Raw genomic sequence first — 15,912 nt, 5'->3', positions numbered from 1 at the left:
CAGAGCCTCCTCGATTGACGAAATACCCAGCGACCGAACGCTTTTCGTGCAGCACGAAATAAGCCCCGGGCCTCGCGTGACGACGCGGACCCTGGCTTTGCCACGGTTGGTTCGGCGAATACACCTCACGCGATCGCGAAGGTGTGAAAGAGCGAAATGGTTTGTGTCTCAGTAATTTCGGTGAACCGGTGCGGTCACCAACTCATCCTCGAACTCGACTTCCTCCAACATCGCGGCCCCGAGCTCCCGCGGCCTCATCTCCTGCATCGGCCGGTGGCGGCTTACGCCACCGATGCAGCGAACACTAGGCCGAAGACTAATAAAAAGGAACGAGATCCTTCAAAAAAACTCGGACTAGCGTCCAATTCGGTCGATATCCGGGCAGAGATGTGCCCGAAACCACACTGTGACCTGTTTGTGTGAGTCAGGACACTTTCAGACGCGGAGCCTACGAGCCGAAACGTTGCATCTGCGTTGCATCGGCGCCCATCCGCCGGTCGAGCACCCGAATTTTGGCCTCGATCTGGGCATACAGAGCAGAATCGCGATCCGCGGTGGCTCGATACGCCACCCACGCGGCGGCATCGTCACGGCCCTCGGCGCCCGAGGTCCACCGGCTCAGCACCGCAGCGTCACCGGAACGTAACACCGCGGTCCGCAGCCGCACCCGCAATTCATCGCGGATGTCTATAACTCCGGGAGCGGTCGAACGGGGCAGCACCGGTCCGGTGTAATGGCGGACCGCACTGTGCACATCCCCCGAATCCAGCGCCGCGCGCAGCGCCTCCACATCCGTGGACACCGGCACCCGCAACCGATACGGGCGCGAACCGAAGACGTCCGGGCCGACCACCGAGCGCAGCCGCGACATGGCGGCCCGGATGGTGGCGTTGTCGAGGTCGGTGTCGTCGAGCAGCAGTGCCAGATGATCGGCGGACAGACCTTCGGCATGTTCGGCCAACAACAGCAGGATCTCGGCATGCCGCTGCGACAACGCGATACGCTCGCCGTCGACCGACAGCTGCGGCTGGCCCAGACCCAGCACCTCCAGCGCCAGCCGGCCGGCGGTCCGCTGCGACGACGAATGATCCACGGGCGCACGACGATCCGCGCCGCGCTGTTCGGTGCGCACGGCCGCGAGCACCAGATCCATCTCCGCCGCGGTCGCGGCGGCCTTCACCAATGCCAGTATCTCCGGGCGGGCGACGCGCACGCCGCCGGCGATCATCAGCACGCCGACCAACCGGCCGTCCGGATCGTGCACGGGCGCGGCCGCTCCCGTGAGCTGATGCATCCGGTGCAGGAAATGTTCCGGGCCGTGGATCCAGGTGGCGCGGCCGGTACGAACCACCAGTCCGACCGCATTCGTACCGATGCGGCGTTCGGACAGATCGTCGCCCTCGCGCAGGCCGACCTCGGCGGCGGCCTCGACCCGGTCGGGATTGCCGTGCACCGAGAGCACCCGGCCGAACTGGTCGGCGACAACCACGATCAGCCCGATACCGGTGGCGTCCTGCAGCAGCAACTTGTCGACCAGTGGCATCACCGTGGCAATCGGATGGTTGTCGCGGTAGCGCTGCAGATCGGCGCCGCGCAGACCGCGGCCGTCGAGTACGTCCATGGGATCGACCCCGCCGCGCACACTGCGCAGCCAGGACTCCAGAACCAGCGGACGCAGCAATCCGGGCAGCTGATTGAGCTGATCACCCCCGACACTGAGGTAACCGTGGGCCTGAGCGGCATAGGCTTCCAGCGCACCGAGCTGTGTCCCGGGTTCGACCCTGCCCTCGGGACGGTTATCGCCTGTGAGATTGCTGACCATTTGCCTTTCTTTCCCGTCCCACACTGTACCGGCGGGTCAGGAAGGGCATGGGCGAAGCATACGGTTTGTCCGACAGGTCACACCGGCGCCGGATCGCCACGAAATGTGAGGTAGACGGCATATCAGGGCCACATGTGACCCCGGCCATCAATGCCGCGGAACGGCCGGGCGCAGCGCGGCCACATTGCGCGCACGCAGCGCGCCCGACCAGAGGCCGGTTCCGTAGGCGAGGTCGTCGAGCCGCTTGCACATCAGATATCGCACCGGATCCAGGCCGCCGGCATCGCGATGGGTGAACCAGTCGGCCAGTCCGTCGGCGAGCGCCAGCGCCACCGCGAGCCGGCGGATACGCCGGGAGGCGATCATCGCCAGCACCGTCACCGGCCAGTAGTGCCGGCACAGGGCCGAGACGATCCGCCATACCCCGGCGGAGAAACCGCGGGCCAGATGGATGGCCGCCACCCGCGTCGGATTGTCGAGTTCCGCGAATACCCGCCGCAGCCGGATCAGCGCGGCGAGCAGCGTGGCGAGCCCGCCCAGGATTCCGGCACGCGACGCGGTGGCCAGCAGCGCGGTCGCGGCGATGGTCCAGAACGGCACGGACAGCGGAGCGACCATCCCGGCGTGGCGGCGGGCCAGCGGCGCCGCACTCGCGCCGTGAGAGACCTTGCGGCAGAACCACTTACCGAACGAGGCCGGTTGATCGCAGGCGACGTGCGCGGCCGGCTCGTACCGCAGCCGCCAGCCGGCGCGCTCGAGCCGCCAGCACAGATCGACATCGGCGGCCGAGCGCATCTGCTCGTCGAATCCCCCTTCGGCCAGCAGTGCGTGGCGCCGCACCAGCAGTGCCGCGCCCGGCGCGTACGACACCGAGCCACGCGAGCTGACCGCGGTTTCCCGGCGGCCGAAATCCAGGGACGACCGCGCGCTCTCGTAGCGGCCGAGCACACTGGCATCCGGCTCGCGCGCCACGATGCGCGGAGCGACCAGGGCGACCTCGGGATCGCTGAAATGTCCGAGCATCACCTCCAGCCAACCCGCGCGCGGGACTACGTCGGAATCCAGGAATGCGACGAATTCCGTTGTCGCCGCCCGCAGTCCGGCATTGCGCGCGGCGACCACGCCCTGTCGCGAATCGTGGCGCAGCACGGTGACGCGGCAACGTCCCCCGGTGCGCGGAATGCGGACGGGCCGGTCGGAACCGTCGTCCACGACCACCACACTGTGCCCGCGCAGGGTCGACAGCAGCCGCTGCAGCCCGGCGGCGTCGTTGCAATGCGGCACCACGACCGTGACCTCTTCGGGCGAGGGCAGCAGGCGCGGACGCGGGTTGGCCACCCCGGAGTCGAGCAGCCGTCTGGCAACCACCGCGGACTGGGGATCCGTCACTTCGAGATACCCGTCACCGATCAGGGCGGCCGCTTCCGGAGCAAGTTTCAGCAACCTCGTCGGCGAGCCGCCGACCAAGAGCCGTCCACCGGAATAGGTGCGCACCCGAGGATCGATTCGCACCCCGAACCCGTCGGGCAGTCGATCATGGCGCATTCCAAGAATGCTATGCGCTAACCGCCCGCCGGGCATCCCGTGTCGAAAAAAACGGATCGAATTCGATACGAAACCGGCGGCAACGCACCGGCTCCGGCGTTGCGCGGGTGTCAATGACCATCGACGCTATCTAGCTATCTCACGGCAACATTCACTTCATGATCAACGAGATCCCGCGCGGGACGCGGTAGTTCATCTCCGGCTACTACCGCGTGACGTGCGGCGTCGCAGTGTGCGCCGATCTCCTCCACGTACCGGGCCGCCACCACGAACGCGCACTCTAGACTGCGGAAGGCAAGCACGTTGAACAGCAGATGACGGGTGGCCGTCGGGCGGGCTGCGCAGGTCTAGAGGTGGCATGGGAGTCGGACGGATGCAGACGAGCGGGGGCGGCAACACACTCTCGGAAGCCGAGATAGTCGAGGCCGCATTGCGTGTGGTGCGCGCCGACGGCGTGGAGAAGCTGTCGATGCGCCGGCTCTCCCGCGAACTCGGCGTTTCGCCGATGGCGCCCTACTACTACGTCGCCGACAAGCGCGAATTGCTGGATCTGGTGGCCAGCGCGGCCCTCACCGGAGTGCGGACTCCACCGCCGGAATTCGGCACCTGGCAGCAGCGCCTGCGCGAACTCATCGATCAGATCGACGAGAAGCTGCGCAAACACCCTGGCCTGGGTGATGTGCTGATCGAACAGACGCTGGGCAAACAGCTCGATCTGATCGCCGCTGTGATGGAAATCCTGTCCGATGCGGGGTTCGAGGATCGCAATGTGCTCGCCGCCTATGCCACCATTCACACGTATCTGTTCGGCCGCGCCCGGGTCAATCCGCGGGACCGATCCGCGCTGCACGACATGCCGCTTCCCGAAGCCGTCGAGCGGGCCGTCAAGCACATGGGCGACCTGCGCGGAAAATACTCCTACGACTTCGGCATGGATGTGCTGATCGCGGGGCTCGAGGCCCAGCTTGTCCGGCAGCGGGACGGCCACGTATCATAAATTAGAACACGTTCTAGTTTGCCCGCTCCAGCGCCCGGCCCCGAGAGGACACCATGACCACCGCCGATCCCGTCGTACCGCACAGCTCACGTTCGGCCGTGCTGCGGGTCGCCGCTGTCGTCAACGAGACGGCCGACGCCTGTTCGCTGGTCTTCGACGTGCCCGAAGATCTGCGCGAGCGCTTCGCCTATCAGCCCGGCCAGTTCCTGACGCTGCGGATCCCGAGCGAGCGCACAGGTTCGGTCGCGCGCTGCTATTCGCTGGCCAGCTCGCCGCACACCGATGTGCGGCCGAAGGTCACCGTGAAGCGCACGATCGACGGATACGCGTCGAACTGGGTGTGCGACAACGTCAAAGCCGGTGACGAGATCGAGGTGCTGCCGCCCTCCGGCGTCTTCACACCGAAGGATCTGGACGAGGATCTGCTGCTGTTCGCGGCCGGCAGCGGTGTCACCCCGGTGATGTCGATCCTGAAGTCGGCTCTGGCCCGCGGCAACGGCCGGATCGTGCTGGTCTACGCCAACCGCGATCCGGAATCGGTCATCTTCGCCGACGAACTGCGCGAACTCACCGACAAGAATCCGCAGCGGCTCGTGGTGGTGCACTGGCTGGAGACGCTGCAGGGTCTGCCCACCGCCGACGGACTGGCCGCGCTGTGCACCCCGTACACCGGTTTCCGCGCCTTCATGTGCGGGCCGAAGGCGTTCATGGACCGGGTGCACGACGCACTGGCCCAGCTGGAGGTGCCGCGCAACCGCACCCACGCCGAGGTCTTCAATTCGCTGTCCGGCGATCCGTTCGCCGCCGGCGCCCCGGTCGAGGTCAGCGAGGAGGACGCCGCCGACGCGGCCACCGTGGAGGTCGAACTCGACGGCGAAACCCATTCCATGCAGTGGCCGCGCCGCCAGACCCTGGTCGACATCATGCTCGCCAAGGGTCTGGACGTGCCGTACTCCTGCCAGGAGGGCGAATGCGGCTCCTGCGCCTGCACGGTGCTGGAAGGCAAAGTGGAGATGGACAATTCGGAGATTCTCGATCCGGAGGACATCGAAGCCGGATACATCCTCGGCTGCCAGGCGCATCCGGTCACCGATCATCTGAAGATCCAGTTCTGAGAACCGTCGCCGCCGTGGCCGGCCTGCGGACCGGGCACGGCGGGCGGACCTACGGCGACCGCCGTCGCGCCCGATAGGCCGCGCGCGCCTCGGCTTCCAGATGTTCGGTGGCGTAACTCAGCGCCGTGCGGCCCATATCGTGGGCACGTCGATCCAGGAAATCGGTGAGCAGCGCGCGGTCCACCCGTTTGCCGACTTCCCGCAGCATCCAGCCCACCGCCTTCTGAATCAGGTCGCGCCGATCGTCGAGCAGCCGTTCACACAGGGCGAAGGTGGTCGAGGCGTCGCCGGCCTTGATGAACGCGAAGGTCGTCAGCAGCGCGACCCGGCGTTCCCACAGCGAATCCGACTGGGCCAATTCGTCGAGCAGATCCCGCGGCCGTCCCAGTAACCACGGGCCCAGGATGTTCTCGGCCGATACGTCGACCAGATCCCAATTGTTCACGCGCCCGCCCCGCACCGCCGCCAGATACATGTCGACGATTTCCTGTTGTGCGGCACCGTCGTACGTGCGCGGTTTCCCCGCCTTCGCCATCGCGTTGTTCGCGATCACCAGCGCCGCGAGCCGATGCTCGTGCACCGGACTCCGCAAAAGTTCGGCTATCTCCGAAATCGGCAGGGCGGAAAATGCTTTCGCGACCTTGCGGGTCTGCGGCACGGGGACTCCGATGAAGACGTCGCCCTCGCCGTAGTCCCCGGGCCCGGTTTTGAAGAACCGCCGCAACTCGACGGCGCGCTCGGGATCACCCAATTCGTCCACGGCACGCGCGACATCGGCGGCGGTCGGCGCGGAGGTCATGCCCGAACTCCGCCGAAACGGCCGGGCGCCGCGAGCTGCTCATCGGGAAAACGCGCAACGGTCATGTACGGCAGTATCACTCACCGCGCACCCTTTTCCCGATGACAACGCGTCCGGCCGGCACGCGCCCGGCATCACTTGGCGAAGGTGCGCTCCGCCCGTGCCGGTGCGTGTGCGGACACCGCCCCCGCGGGGATGACGATGCGCCAGCTCGGTTGTTTGCGCACCGGGAACGGCGGGAGTTCGGCGGCGCTCGGTGCGGGCTCGTGCCGCTCGGCGGTGATGTCCCCGAATTCGACGACGGGCGCCGGTGGTGCCGCCGCTTCGTTCGGCGCCGCGTGGGCAGCACTCGGCGCGAGTTGCCCTGCGGTCGGTGCCAGATGAGATGCGGCCGGTGCCAGGTCAGGTGCCGTCGGCTTGAGTTGCGGTGCTGCCGGTATCGGGTGGGGCGCAACGGGTGCCGCAGGCGGTGTGTACGTCCGTTGCCGGGTCCGTGCGGTCGGCGCCGAGAAGTGTGCGGCTTCGACGAGCGTGGTCATCGGCCGGGCGACGGTGCGGGCAACCGGGGTTTCGCGCAGATGGTTGGTCAGCAGGCATGCCGCCGCGCCGAATGCGGTGATCCCGGCGAGCATCGCGGCGATGTCGAGGTGGGCGCCCGCCAGCTGGTGCGCGGCGTGGGCACCACCGAAGAGACCGCGGAGGATGCCGGAGAAACTGCTGTCGTCCGCGACCGCCGCCCGCAGCTCGGATTCCTTGTTGTCGAGATACAGCACGTCCGCGAGAACGAACAGCGCCACGCCGCTCCCCGCGACCGCGGCGGCGGTGGAGAAGATCGCGGCGCGGGTCCGCAGATATGCCGCCGCGGCGAAGATCGTGGCGAGGATAGCGACACAGGTCAGCACCGCCCAGGTGCCGCTGATATCGGTGTTGTGCGGACCCACGCCTCCCCAGTCCTGCTGGGATTCGGTGCCGGCCAGCCGGCCGAAGGCATCCGACCGGATCGCGCCACCCGGCCCGGACGCAGACAACCAGGGCTGGAACAACAGAACGAGAGTCGTGGCACTCAACCCGGCACCGCACAGGTATCCCCACACCGGACGGCGATCACTCGGCGGCGTCGGTAGTGGGCGGTATGACGATTCGGTGTCGCCGGTTCCGGGATGAACATCGCTCCAAGGCGTTCGGGTAGCCATAACTCCGGGTCTGTCTGTTACCGATGCGCCGGCGTCGTGGCGGCCGGCCCGGTAGGGGGTGGGTACGGAAATGCGTCGACGACCGCGCTGTACGTCTGCGAGAACGACGGTAGAACCGCGCCCGGTCGCGGACCACCAGACCTCCCACGAGTGGCTGGGGCGCAGGTCACAGCCCCGCCTCCGATGCTGCGCCACAGCAGCGCGGAGCGGTCGAAAGAACATGTCCCGGAACAGGATTCGTTCAGCGCCACCGGCTTCGGCACGGCGCGGCCGACGGGAGACACGGGCGCAACCGTGACCGGTTCAACACGGTCCGCCCGGTGCCCTCGCGAGACTAGACCGTGGGGCAGGCGCTATCGACCGCCCCGAGCACGCGGCCCGATTCGAAGGCCGCCGCACTCGCGGGCAGTGCACCGGCGCGGCCGCTGTTGTAGACGGTCACCGTGCCGGTCCCGGCCGTCGGCCGGCCCAGCGCGTCGATGCGCCGAAGTGTTTGGCCCGCAACGGCTTCCGCGCTGTCGAACAGCCGGACGCCGGGGGGCAGTGCGGCCACGATGGAATCGAGGACCAGGGGGTAGTGGGTGCAGCCCAGTACGACCGCCTCGGTGCCGGCGGGAGTCTGCTCGGCGGCGCGGGCGATGGCGTGTTCGACGGCCGGGAGATCCCCGCGGTCGATGGCGTCCGCGAGGCCGTGGCACGCCACACCCGTCACATCGGCCTCACCGCCGAAGCGGGCGATGAGATCGGCCTGATAGCGGCTCGCGGTGGTGGCCGCGGTCGCCCACACGGCGACCGACGCGCAGGCCGCGGCGGCGGGTTTGATCGCTGGGACGGTGCCGATCACCGGCACCTGGGGCCCGACCTCGGCCCGCACCTGCTCGAGTGCGGTGACGCTGGCGGTATTGCACGGCAGCACAATGGCCTCCGCGCCGAGCCGCAACGAGCGGCGGGCCGCATCCAGCACCCGATCGATCACCCACTGCTCGGGTTTCGGACCCCACGGCGCACCATCTGGATCCAGTTGCAGCAGCAGATCGAGGTCGGGACGCAACTTGCGCAGCCACGCCCCGGTCGGCAGCAACCCCAGTCCCGAATCGATGAGCGCAACGATCACGCAGCCACTGTATTAGCGTCGCCACGAACCCTTGCGCCCGACCGGGGTATCGGCCGAGTGGTGTTCCCGCGCCCTTCGGTCCGCCCCGGGCGTACGCGTTCAGCTCAGGGGTGCTGCGGACCGGGCGTTGGCGGCGAGTTCGGCGCGCATCTTCATGACCTGCGCGGTGCGTCCGCCACCGACCACAGCGGTCAGGACCCCGCCGTCGAAGTAGTGCGCCAGGAATTTGCGGCCGTCGTCTTCGATCACCCGGATCTCGTCGGCGCCCGCGGGAGTGCCGAGCACCTGGATCTTCAGGTCGTACTGATCACTCCACACGTACGGCACTCGGGCGGCCGCGGGCACGTCACCGCCGAGCAGGGCGGTCGTCAGGAGTCTGGCCTGTTCACCGGCGTTGGTCCAGTGCTCCACACGCTTGTGCCGGCCGTTGTCGTGGCGCCATGCCGCGACATCGCCGACCGCCCACACACCCTCGACCGAGGTGCGCCCCACCTCGTCGGCGAGGACACCCCCACCGGCCTGCGGCTCCGCCAGCGGGATGCCGGATCCGGCCAGCCACTCCGTGATCGGCGCGGAGCCGACACCGATGACGACCAGATCGGCGGCGACCGTACTGCCGTCGGCGAGCGTGGCCCCGGTAACCGCGCCGTCTTCGACCTGCAGTGAGCTCAGTCCGACACCGCAGCGCAGGTCCACGCCCTCGTCGCGGTGCATCCGACCCACCAGGCGCCCGACCGTCTCCCCCAGGGCGGCGGCCAGCGGAGTGGGCTGCGGTTCCACCAGCACGACGTCGACGCCGCGGGAACGGAAGCTCGCCGCCAGCTCGCAGCCGATGAAGCCCGCACCGACCACCAGCGCCCGCCGCGCGGTGGCCAGATTGTCGCGCAGTGCCGCCGCATCCTCGTGCCGGCGCAGGACGTGGACACCCGAGGCCTCGGGCAGACCCGGAATTCGCTTGGGACGCAGACCTGTTGCGATGATCAGCTGTCCGTACTCGAGCACGGAACCGTCGTCGAAGGTCACGGTGCGCGCCGCGGTGTCGACTCCGGTCGCGGCCAGTCCGAGTCGCAGCTCGATGTTCTTCTCGGCGAAGAATTCGGCCGGGCGCAGCGTCGTATCCTCGGTCTCGCCGCGCACGAACTGCTTGGACAGCGGCGGCCGATCGTAGGGCAGGCGCTGCTCGTCACCGACGAGGATCAGTCCGCCCTCGTATCCGGCGCGACGCAATTCCTCCGCGGTGCGCAGGCCCGCCAGACCTGCGCCGACGATCACGATCGGTGCTGTCATCGCTGCGCTCCCGGCTCGATTCCCACTGCTGGCACGTATTGCTGCACCAATCCACCATAAACTAGAACACGTTCTAGACTGTCGTGACGGGCGCCATATCCGACGCGAGTGTAGGAATTTTCCGGGCAGAGTATTGATCGGGCGGTCAATCAGAGTTATACCGAGATCAGAACACAATTCCGCCCCTGAGGAGGCCCCCAATGCTCACCGAAAACCGCACCCTGAGTTTCGTGGCCGTGGCACTGGGCGTCTACACCGCCCTGTCCCCCATCTGGACCGACCACAGCAACCGCGCCATGTGGACCCTGATCGTGCTCGGCGTACTGATCGCCCTGACCGGCCTGCTCCAGTTCACTCGCCCGGGAATCGCCACCACCGATTACGCCATGGGCCTGTTCGGTGTCCTGCTGTTCATTTCCCCGTGGGTGATGAACTACAGCTCCTTCAGCGCGGCGGCGTGGACGGCGTGGATCGTGGGCGTACTGACCGTCGTGGTGGCCCTCGCCGCCCTTCCGCAGGTCTCGGCGCGGATGCATACTGCTCACTGATGCAGAGGCCCACACCCCATCGAGCGGGGCGTCGCCGCAGCCGGAAAGTCGACGGCGACGCCCGTGCTCTGATTCTGGATGCCGCCGAAAGCCTGTTCGCGGCACACGGATTCGACGCGACCGCGACGGCTGCCATAGCCGCCGCGGCCGGCGTTCCGAAGGGGCTGGTCTTCTACTACTTCCCCACCAAGGACTCGATCCTCTCGGCGCTGATGGCCGAGCGGGTTCCCGCCCATCCGATCGACGACATCGCCACGGTGGTCAGCCCCGGCGATCCGGCGACCAGCCTGGTGAACCTCGACGCGGCGCTGAATCTGCGCGACCACCACTCCTCGGTACTGCGCGTGATCATGTGGCGCGAGGCCGATACGCATCCGGATGTGCGAAAACAGGTGCGCCGCATGCGCGATCAACTCCTCGACGTCACCGCCCGGGTACTGCAGGCGAGCGCACCCGGCCAGGTCCAGCCCGGAACTCTGCGCGCCTGCGCGGCCGCATGGGTGTCGGCCATGCTCACCATCGCGAGCACCGACCGGTTGCACGCACTCGACGGATTGACACTCGCCGGCGCCGAGGAGATCACGAACCTCTCCCGGGTCGTCGCGGCCGGTATGAGCAGCCTGGGCTGAGTCGGCGTCACCCGTTCAGCGATCCGGCAGCAGGCCGTCGACCAGCGCGCGCAGACCCTGTTCGTAGGTATCCGCCGCGGTGAGCGCGCTCCACCGGTCGGCCACGGCCGCCAAGCGCGGAAGCTCCTCGGCATCGATATCGGCGAAGACGCGCTCCCGGAACACGGGCCGATCGTCGCCGCGACGCCGGCGAGCCGCGGCGCGGATCAGAATTTCTCCGGCCGTGTAGTACCAGACGCTCCGGTAGGCGTGCACCGCCCGATCGGCATCCAGCCCGGCGTCCATCGCCGCGTCCAGAATCGCCTCGGGATACCAGAGCGCGGCCGGTGAGAGCAGGTCGTCGGCGGTCAGCACCTCGGTGATCCACGGAACCGGGGCCAGGACGTCGTGCATCGCGCGGGCCGCGACGATCAGGCGTTCCCGCGGGTCCTGCGGCAATTGCGGGCGCACCGCACCCGTGGCCACCTCATCGAGCAGGAGCAGCAGCAGCGCGTCCTTGTCCGGTACGTGGTGATAGAGCGCCATCGGCGTCGCGCCGAGTTCGGCGGCCAGGCGCCGCATGGTCAGCGCCTGCACGCCGTGGGTCTCGATCAGCTCGCGCGCGGCGGCCACGATCTGCGCGCGCGACAGCCGCGGCGGACGTCCGGTTCGGGTGCTCACCCGGCCATCTTGACACGAGGTCTCGACAACGAGCAGTGCGGTCGGTTACTTTTTATACATGTATAGAAAGTATTCGCCGGGGTTCGCTCTGGCGGCGATCACGATGGCGCAGTTGATGATTGCGCTGGATATGGCAGTGGTGAACGTGGCGCTGCCCGCCGTTCGCCGGGAGCTGGGGTTCGCACCGATCAATCTGTCGTGGGTGGTGCACGTCTACGCCCTGACCTTCGGCGGATTCCTCCTGCTGGGCGGGCGGGCCGGCGACCTGTTCGGCCGTCGGCGGCTGTTCGCGCTCGGGCTGTGCGGATTCGCCCTCGCCTCGCTGGCCGGTGGGCTGGCCCAGCAGCCGTGGCAATTGATCGCCGCGCGCGCTGTGCAGGGCGTGGCGGCCGCGGCCGTCGCACCGGCGACCCTCGCGATGCTGACCGTCCTGTTCCCGCACGGCCCAGCGCGGGTGCGCGCCTTCGGACTGTGGAGTGCGGCGAACGGCGCCGGTGGCGCGCTGGGCGTATTGCTGGGCGGCATCCTCACCGAATACGCCGGATGGCGGTGGGTGATGCTCGTCAATCTGCCGATCGCCGCGATCGTGCTGGGACTCGGCCTCTTCGGCATCCCGGCCGACCGCCGCGACGGGATGCGCCCACCGCTCGACATCGCCGGGGCGCTCACCGCGACCGGCGGCGCCGGATTGCTCGTTCTCGCCGTTGTCCGTACCGATCGCTACGGGTGGTTCTCGCCCGCGACCGTGGCGACGGTCGTGGCCGCACTGGTACTCCTGGCGGCCTTCGTATGGTTCGAACGGCGGGCCTCGGTGCCGCTGATACGGCTGTCGCTGCTGCGCAACCGGTGGGTCGCCGCGGCGGATCTGTTCATCGCTCTGGCCGCGGCGGGACAGTTTTCTGCCTTCTACTTCGTCTCGCTCTATATGCAGCAGTCGCTCGGAATGTCCGCGGCGGCAACGGGTCTGGCCTTCGTTCCGTTCTCCGCCGGGGTCGTCGCCGGGACCGTGGTCGCGACTCGGCTCGGCCACCGGCGTGCGCCGCGCACCCTGCTGATCTCCGGATCGCTGCTCGCCGCCGCGGGCCTCGGATGGTTCGCCCTGCTGGACGCCGGTGGCGACTTCGCCACCGCGGTACTGGGCCCCTCGCTCGTCACCAGTATCGGCTTCGGCCTGTGCCTGGCGCCGCTCGCGGCCGCGGCGACCACCGGCGTCGCCCCCGCGGAGGCCGGCATGGCATCCGGGCTGATGAACAGTGCCCGCCAGATCGGCGGCGCGATCGGATTGGCCGCCCTGGCCTCGGTCGCCGCCCAGCGCACCGGATCGGCGCAGACGCCCCAGGCCGTCACCGCGGGATATGCGACCGGGCTGGCGATCGGCGCGGTCCTGCTCCTCGCGGCCGGGGTCGTCGCTGCGGTGGTCATGCCGCGGACCACCGGCCGATCCACCTCCACACCCCTGCCCGCCCCGGCTCCGGTCGTGGCCGAATGAAAGGAAACACCATGTCACTCGCACCTGTCGACCTGTTCGCACGCGGGATCCGAATGCTGCCCGACGGCCGGGTTTTCGATGAACAACGCCGCATGTCCGGAGAGGTGGAGGGATGGACCCTGGCGGCCTTCCGGGTGGCCACCGACGCCGACGTCCACGGTGATCACTGGGAAATGCATCCGAGCGGAGAGGAACTGGTGGCGGTGCTCTCGGGCGGGATACAGATATATCTGCGCGAGAGCGGCGACCCGGCGGCATCGGTATCCCTGCGCGCCGGACAGGCGTTCATCGTGCCGCGCGGACGCTGGCATCGAATCGAAGTGGACGAGCCGAGCGAATTGATGTCGCTCACCCTGCGCCGCGGCACCGAACTCGAGAAACGGACGGATTGAGCTGCGGCGCAACGGTGGCGGGACCCGTCGCACACCCCGCGAACTCGCACCCGGAAAGGCGAGCGATAAGAATGGGGTGTATGACGGATCCAGCCAATGCCCGTTTCGGAGAACCCCATACCGCACGAGAGGGGCACCGACTGACCCGCTCCGAGGAGGAGCCGGGTCAGCAGGCGGGCAGCAGCGGACCCGCGCACGGCGGCGCCGAGAAGTTCGGACTGCGCTGGGACAGTGCCGAATTCGGTGAGTCCGGAAAGGGCGAGAGCGTTTTCGGGTCGCCACCGGGCGCCTCGCCGACCGATGTTCCGTCCTATTCACCCGACTACCTCAGCGGCAGCGCGGTTCCGGCGCCTCCTGCCGCACCGCCGCTGCCGGTCCGCGACACGTCGGCCCGCACCGCTATCCCGCCGCTGCCCACCCGAGAACCCGCGCAGCGCAGCATGTTCGCCTCGCCGTTCGATGCGGACTACGAGCGGGGCGCGGGGCAGCCGCAGGGCGATCCCACCTCGGCCGGCGACGAATCCGCTCCCACCTCCAGTTTCGCGGTGAGCGCAGCGGAGATGCCTCCCGTGGATCCGAGATCGGGGGTCCTGGGATCGTCCGCGGCTCCCGGCGAGATCGACACGCCGGAAAAGGCAAGCTGGGCAGACCAACTCGACGCCGGATCACAGGATCCGGAGGACACGGTCCGCCGCATCGCGGAGAGCCTGGGCATCGACCCCGGGCGCCAGAGTCGTTCCCGTAGCGCCGAGAACCAGCCCGCCGAGGCGTCTCCCGCCGAGGCGACTCCTGCCGAGCCGCCGGAGCCGCGTCGGGCCGATTCGGCCGAATCGGATGCCTCGTCCACCGCATCCGTCCCGGCTCCGCCGAAACTGCCGACGCGGCTCCCCACCCCTGCCCACGGCATCGCCCGGACCGAAGCGGCCGATGCCGCAACGGAATCTGCCGCCGCACCGGCGAGCGCAGATGCCCGCCCGGAAGCCACCCGCCGCCCCATCCCCCGGGCCGCCCGGCGGGCACGCGACAACGAGCCCGCCGCCGGTACCGCCGCCTCCCGGCTGTCCGGTGAGATCACCGCGACCACGGCAGCCGAACCCGCGGGCGAGGGCCAGCACGGCACCACGCGCCCCGCGAGCACGGAGTTGCCGGCCACCACAGTCGCGCCGGCCGACGAAGCTGAGCCCCGCCGCACGACGGCGAGCGACGACGAATCGGCGACCGCACGCGCGACATCACCCAGCGGCGAGGCCGCCCCCGCGCCGGCCGCGACGACATCGCCGGCCGGACAACCGGGCGACGACGCCCGTCGGCCCACGACCGCTACGGAATCGCCGACCGACGGCGACCACACCACACACAGCACGCGCGCCGCATCGGTCGCCGACAGCGCGCGAATCGCCGCCGAACACCCTGTCGCCGAGGCGGTTCCGACGACGGACGCCACCACCGAGGAGGACGAGAAGTCGCGCCCCGCGGCTCGGCTTCCGCATCGGCATTCGAACGAGCAGCCCCGATCCGACCACGCCGAAACAACCGGCCCGGCCCATTCCGGCCCGGCAGACGGTACGGACCGAGCCGACTCCGCAGACCCGCAGTCCTGGCAGAACACCGACACGCTGCCGGCGATTCGCAGCCGCGCGGAGAGCGCCGACGCCACCGCGCGCCCGTTCCCCACCCGCAACGGGGCGACGGTGGGACTGCGCTCCGCCCCGAGCACCCTCCTCGAACCGTCCGATACCGACATCCTCCGACGACGCGCAGCGGAAGCCCCTGCGGCGGAATTCGTTCCGACCAGCCGGCACCGGTCGCCCGCGGAGGGAACCAGAGCCGACGACCACCCGGCGACCGAGATGGCGGAAGAGGTTGCCACATCGCATGATTCGGCAATCGACGCCGTTCACGCGGAACCGGCAGCGGGTACCGGCGGCCGCCGAAATCGCCGCGCCACCAGCGATCACCACTCCGGCGACACCCCGACCGACATCGCGTCCCGCACCGGCGTGCCCCCGACCTCCCGGCGCGCGGCCCGCCGCCGAGCCGAAACCACCGGCGAACCCCCGGCCATCGACGTCGGCCTGGTGATGCAGCTACTGCTGGCCAGCCACACCCTGGAGAATGTGGCCCGCAACGCCGAAGCCGGCGACGTCGACCTCAACGGACTCATCACCGCCGCCCACCGAACCCGCACCGCCGCAGTCGAACTCGTCACCACCTGGTTCGGCGGCGCCGACCAGATGCGCGAATTCGCCGAAGCCCTCCTGGCCGCCACCGAGAACTGAGAACGCGAAAAGGGCCGCTCCCCAAGGGGAACGGCCCTTTTCA

The 15,912-nt window shown here is 69.0% G+C and carries 14 protein-coding genes; 7 read left to right on the top strand and 7 right to left on the bottom strand.

Annotated elements, in window-relative coordinates:
• Window positions 1-448: 448 nt before the first annotated feature.
• Window positions 449-1,822 carry a GAF domain-containing protein gene (locus AC5592_RS22625; protein WP_036505803.1) on the bottom strand — a complete coding sequence of 458 codons (1,374 nt, stop codon included), beginning with the start codon at window positions 1,820-1,822 and terminating at the stop codon, window positions 449-451.
• Window positions 1,823-1,969: 147 nt separating this feature from the next.
• Window positions 1,970-3,367 carry a mycofactocin biosynthesis glycosyltransferase MftF gene (mftF, locus tag AC5592_RS22620; protein ID WP_036505804.1) on the bottom strand — a complete coding sequence of 466 codons (1,398 nt, stop codon included), beginning with the start codon at window positions 3,365-3,367 and terminating at the stop codon, window positions 1,970-1,972.
• Between the two features lie 373 nt (window positions 3,368-3,740).
• Here mftF and mftR2 point away from each other — a divergent pair, with 373 nt between their 5' ends.
• Together mftR2 and AC5592_RS22610 are read left to right on the top strand one after the other, a co-directional pair.
• Window positions 3,741-4,364 carry a mycofactocin system transcriptional regulator MftR2 gene (gene mftR2 / locus AC5592_RS22615; RefSeq protein WP_051025179.1) on the top strand — a complete coding sequence of 208 codons (624 nt, stop codon included), beginning with the start codon at window positions 3,741-3,743 and terminating at the stop codon, window positions 4,362-4,364.
• A gap of 53 nt (window positions 4,365-4,417) precedes the next feature.
• The gene (locus AC5592_RS22610; RefSeq protein WP_036505805.1) at window positions 4,418-5,479 is read left to right on the top strand and encodes a ferredoxin--NADP reductase; all 1,062 of its coding nucleotides are present in this window, start codon (window positions 4,418-4,420) and stop codon (window positions 5,477-5,479) included.
• A 49-nt stretch (window positions 5,480-5,528) separates the two neighbouring features.
• On the opposite strand, the gene AC5592_RS22605 is transcribed toward AC5592_RS22610, so the two are convergent.
• The 4 genes from AC5592_RS22605 to AC5592_RS22590 form a co-directional block, all read right to left on the bottom strand.
• Complete coding sequence (locus tag AC5592_RS22605; protein WP_063065370.1) at window positions 5,529-6,278, bottom strand: DNA alkylation repair protein; 750 nt, start codon at window positions 6,276-6,278, stop codon at window positions 5,529-5,531.
• Between the two features lie 134 nt (window positions 6,279-6,412).
• Window positions 6,413-7,345 (bottom strand): hypothetical protein, encoded by a 933-nt coding sequence (locus AC5592_RS22600; RefSeq protein ID WP_157122137.1) that lies wholly within the window; start codon window positions 7,343-7,345, stop codon window positions 6,413-6,415.
• 460 nt (window positions 7,346-7,805) lie between these two features.
• Entirely contained in the window at window positions 7,806-8,585 is a 780-nt protein-coding gene (locus tag AC5592_RS22595; protein WP_036505808.1) for a glutamate racemase, read from the bottom strand.
• Window positions 8,586-8,684: 99 nt separating this feature from the next.
• Entirely contained in the window at window positions 8,685-9,872 is a 1,188-nt protein-coding gene (locus AC5592_RS22590; RefSeq protein ID WP_036505809.1) for an NAD(P)/FAD-dependent oxidoreductase, read from the bottom strand.
• A gap of 200 nt (window positions 9,873-10,072) precedes the next feature.
• Here AC5592_RS22590 and AC5592_RS22585 point away from each other — a divergent pair, with 200 nt between their 5' ends.
• Entirely contained in the window at window positions 10,073-10,420 is a 348-nt protein-coding gene (locus AC5592_RS22585) for an SPW repeat protein (protein ID WP_036505810.1), read from the top strand.
• A complete protein-coding gene (locus AC5592_RS22580) occupies window positions 10,420-11,049 on the top strand; it encodes a TetR/AcrR family transcriptional regulator (RefSeq protein WP_036505811.1) in 630 nt (209 codons plus the stop codon). Before AC5592_RS22585 ends, AC5592_RS22580 begins: the two co-directional genes overlap by 1 nt.
• A gap of 15 nt (window positions 11,050-11,064) precedes the next feature.
• Here AC5592_RS22580 and AC5592_RS22575 read toward each other — a convergent pair whose 3' ends face one another.
• Entirely contained in the window at window positions 11,065-11,709 is a 645-nt protein-coding gene (locus AC5592_RS22575) for a TetR/AcrR family transcriptional regulator (RefSeq protein WP_036505812.1), read from the bottom strand.
• A gap of 58 nt (window positions 11,710-11,767) precedes the next feature.
• Between AC5592_RS22575 and AC5592_RS22570 the strand changes: the two genes are divergently transcribed.
• The 3 genes from AC5592_RS22570 to AC5592_RS22560 all read left to right on the top strand — a co-directional run bounded on the left by AC5592_RS22570 (window position 11,768) and on the right by AC5592_RS22560 (window position 15,869).
• Window positions 11,768-13,198, top strand: a complete 1,431-nt coding sequence (locus AC5592_RS22570) for an MFS transporter (RefSeq protein ID WP_063065368.1) — start codon at window positions 11,768-11,770, stop codon at window positions 13,196-13,198.
• Between the two features lie 11 nt (window positions 13,199-13,209).
• Complete coding sequence (locus AC5592_RS22565) at window positions 13,210-13,590, top strand: cupin domain-containing protein (RefSeq protein WP_036505830.1); 381 nt, start codon at window positions 13,210-13,212, stop codon at window positions 13,588-13,590.
• Between the two features lie 80 nt (window positions 13,591-13,670).
• Window positions 13,671-15,869 carry a hypothetical protein gene (locus tag AC5592_RS22560; protein ID WP_036505814.1) on the top strand — a complete coding sequence of 733 codons (2,199 nt, stop codon included), beginning with the start codon at window positions 13,671-13,673 and terminating at the stop codon, window positions 15,867-15,869.
• Window positions 15,870-15,912: the final 43 nt, after the last annotated feature.

Origin of the sequence: Nocardia violaceofusca NBRC 14427 (genome assembly GCF_963869435.1) — a bacterium.
GTDB classification, from domain to species: Bacteria; Actinomycetota; Actinomycetes; order Mycobacteriales; family Mycobacteriaceae; genus Nocardia; species Nocardia aobensis.
The sequence above is the reverse complement of the archived record's forward strand: the minus strand, read 5'-3'. Positions and strand labels throughout refer to the sequence as shown.

What these genes read in the sequence shown, in the direction of transcription:
- AC5592_RS22625 (WP_036505803.1), bottom strand. Translation starts at nt 1,822, where the DNA reads ATGGTCAGCAATCTCACAGGCGATAACCGTCCCGAGGGCAGGGTCGAA.
- mftF (WP_036505804.1), bottom strand. Translation starts at nt 3,367, where the DNA reads ATGCGCCATGATCGACTGCCCGACGGGTTCGGGGTGCGAATCGATCCT.
- mftR2 (WP_051025179.1), top strand. Translation starts at nt 3,741, where the DNA reads ATGCAGACGAGCGGGGGCGGCAACACACTCTCGGAAGCCGAGATAGTC.
- AC5592_RS22610 (WP_036505805.1), top strand. Translation starts at nt 4,418, where the DNA reads ATGACCACCGCCGATCCCGTCGTACCGCACAGCTCACGTTCGGCCGTG.
- AC5592_RS22605 (WP_063065370.1), bottom strand. Translation starts at nt 6,278, where the DNA reads ATGACCTCCGCGCCGACCGCCGCCGATGTCGCGCGTGCCGTGGACGAA.
- AC5592_RS22590 (WP_036505809.1), bottom strand. Translation starts at nt 9,872, where the DNA reads ATGACAGCACCGATCGTGATCGTCGGCGCAGGTCTGGCGGGCCTGCGC.
- AC5592_RS22585 (WP_036505810.1), top strand. Translation starts at nt 10,073, where the DNA reads ATGCTCACCGAAAACCGCACCCTGAGTTTCGTGGCCGTGGCACTGGGC.
- AC5592_RS22580 (WP_036505811.1), top strand. Translation starts at nt 10,420, where the DNA reads ATGCAGAGGCCCACACCCCATCGAGCGGGGCGTCGCCGCAGCCGGAAA.
- AC5592_RS22570 (WP_063065368.1), top strand. Translation starts at nt 11,768, where the DNA reads ATGTATAGAAAGTATTCGCCGGGGTTCGCTCTGGCGGCGATCACGATG.
- AC5592_RS22565 (WP_036505830.1), top strand. Translation starts at nt 13,210, where the DNA reads ATGTCACTCGCACCTGTCGACCTGTTCGCACGCGGGATCCGAATGCTG.
- AC5592_RS22560 (WP_036505814.1), top strand. Translation starts at nt 13,671, where the DNA reads ATGACGGATCCAGCCAATGCCCGTTTCGGAGAACCCCATACCGCACGA.